3 protein-coding genes are annotated in these 1,729 nt (G+C 71.3%); 2 read left to right on the top strand and 1 reads right to left on the bottom strand.

Annotated elements, in window-relative coordinates; genetic code table 11:
* Window positions 1-64: 64 nt before the first annotated feature.
* A complete protein-coding gene (locus tag I53_RS12820) occupies window positions 65-307 on the bottom strand; it encodes a hypothetical protein (RefSeq protein ID WP_043351270.1) in 243 nt (80 codons plus the stop codon).
* Between the two features lie 216 nt (window positions 308-523).
* On the opposite strand from I53_RS12820, the gene I53_RS12825 reads away from it, so the two are divergent.
* Both I53_RS12825 and I53_RS12830 read left to right on the top strand, forming a co-directional pair.
* The gene (locus tag I53_RS12825) at window positions 524-1,246 is read left to right on the top strand and encodes a major royal jelly family protein (RefSeq protein ID WP_251982307.1); all 723 of its coding nucleotides are present in this window, start codon (window positions 524-526) and stop codon (window positions 1,244-1,246) included.
* Window positions 1,247-1,423: 177 nt separating this feature from the next.
* A partial coding sequence (locus I53_RS12830; RefSeq protein WP_043351272.1) for an EVE domain-containing protein occupies window positions 1,424-1,729 on the top strand: 306 nt, incomplete at its 3' end.

Genomic DNA, 1,729 nt, shown 5'->3' on the forward strand with positions numbered 1-1,729 from the left:
GGCGGATTGTCTGATCCGGGTGGCCCGCGACCGGATCGTGGCCCGTCCGGAGCGGCGCCATCGTTCAGGCCGCCCTGGGGCGCCCCGAAGCCCCCTCGAAGGGCTGGACCAGGACGCGCCGGCCCGAGAGGTCGTGCACGCTCACCCGCCACTCGGCCCAGTCGGTCCGGTTCGCCAGCGACTGCCGCACGTCGGAGGCGACCTTCCGGGCCCGGTCGACCAGGCGTGCCGCGGCGCGGACCTCGGTGCCGCGGGCATCGAACACGCATTCGAGCCCGTTGGTGCAGTGGAACCGGTACTTGGCCATCCCTCGCTCCTCCTCGGCCGCCCCGTGCGGCCCGCGTCGTTTGTTCATTATATGTTCTCATTTTCGCAGGATCCAGCCCCGGCGGAGCGTCGCAGGCGCCGCCGGCGGGGCCGGGGCGTCGGAGGTTCGGTTGCGGCCGACGGGATCGGCAGGGAACACCGCGCGCCCTGCGGGCTTACCGGCCCGGACGCTTCACCATCGGACCGGGATACCGCCATGCGCGCCACGCTCCTCGCCCTCCTGCTGGCCGCCGCCCTGGGCACGCCCGGCCGCGCCGCCGAGGCGCCGGCCGAGTCCGACGCCCTCAAGCCGATGGTGAAATCGGACAGCCTCGTGTTCAACGGCATCACCCGATCCCCGGACGGCCGGCTGTTCTCCCCGTTCCAGCGGCAGAGCAAGGACACGGGCCTCGAACTCGGCGAGTGGCGGGACGGCAAGGCGGTTCCGTTCCCCGACGCGGCCTGGAACGCCTGGAAGCTGGGCGACGATCCGGCCAAGGCCTTCGTGGCGGTCAACGCCATCCGGATCGGGCCGGACGGGGACCTCTGGGTGGTCGACAAGGGCGCGCCGGGCATGGGCGCGGCGCCGCTGCCGGGCGGCCCGAAGCTCGTGCAGATCGACCTCGCCACGAACGCCGTGCGCAAGGTCTATCCGCTGCAGGCGGCGACCGGCGAGAAGAGCTTCATCGACGATTTCCGCTTCAACGGCAGCCACATCTACCTGACGGATGCCGGCCAGCCCGGGCTGATCGTCCTCGACCGCGAGACCGGCGGCCTGCGGCGGGTGCTCGACGGCCATTGGTCCACCATCGCGCAGCGCCCGCTCACCGGCCAGGGCCGGGTGCTCCGGGACGACCAGGGCAGGCTGCTCTTCATCCACGCCGACCAGCTGGAGGTCTCGCCGGACGGCAAGACCTTCTACTATCAGGCCTGTCGATAAGCGAGATTTTACTGATCTTTAACGACGTCTCATGCGCCGGCCCTCGGTGCGCCGAGCGCGCCGAGCGCGCCGAGCGCGCCGAGCGCGACGGACGCGGCGCTGGCCTGTTCCCGGAGGCCGAAGCTGGGCTATGGCGGGGCATGCCGCCCGGCCGGGCGGTCCGCGGGACCTTCAGCGATGGCGTACTGGCTGTTCAAATCCGAGCCCGCGACCTGGTCGTGGGACCAGCAGGTCGCGGCCGGTGAGGCCGGCACGTACTGGAACGGCGTGCGCAACCACCTCGCCAAGAAGCAGCTGATGGCCATGCAGGTCGGCGAGCAGGGCTTCTTCTACCACTCGAACGAGGGCAAGGCGGTGGTCGGCATCGTGGCGGTGATCCGCCCCTACTATCCCGATCACACGGACGAGACCGGCCGCTTCGGCATGGTCGACGTCAAGGCCGTGCGGGCGCTGCCCCGCCCTGTGACGCTCGAGGCGATCAAG

The organism is Methylobacterium sp. B1 (genome assembly GCF_000333255.1).
GTDB lineage: Bacteria > Pseudomonadota > Alphaproteobacteria > Rhizobiales > Beijerinckiaceae > Methylobacterium > Methylobacterium fujisawaense.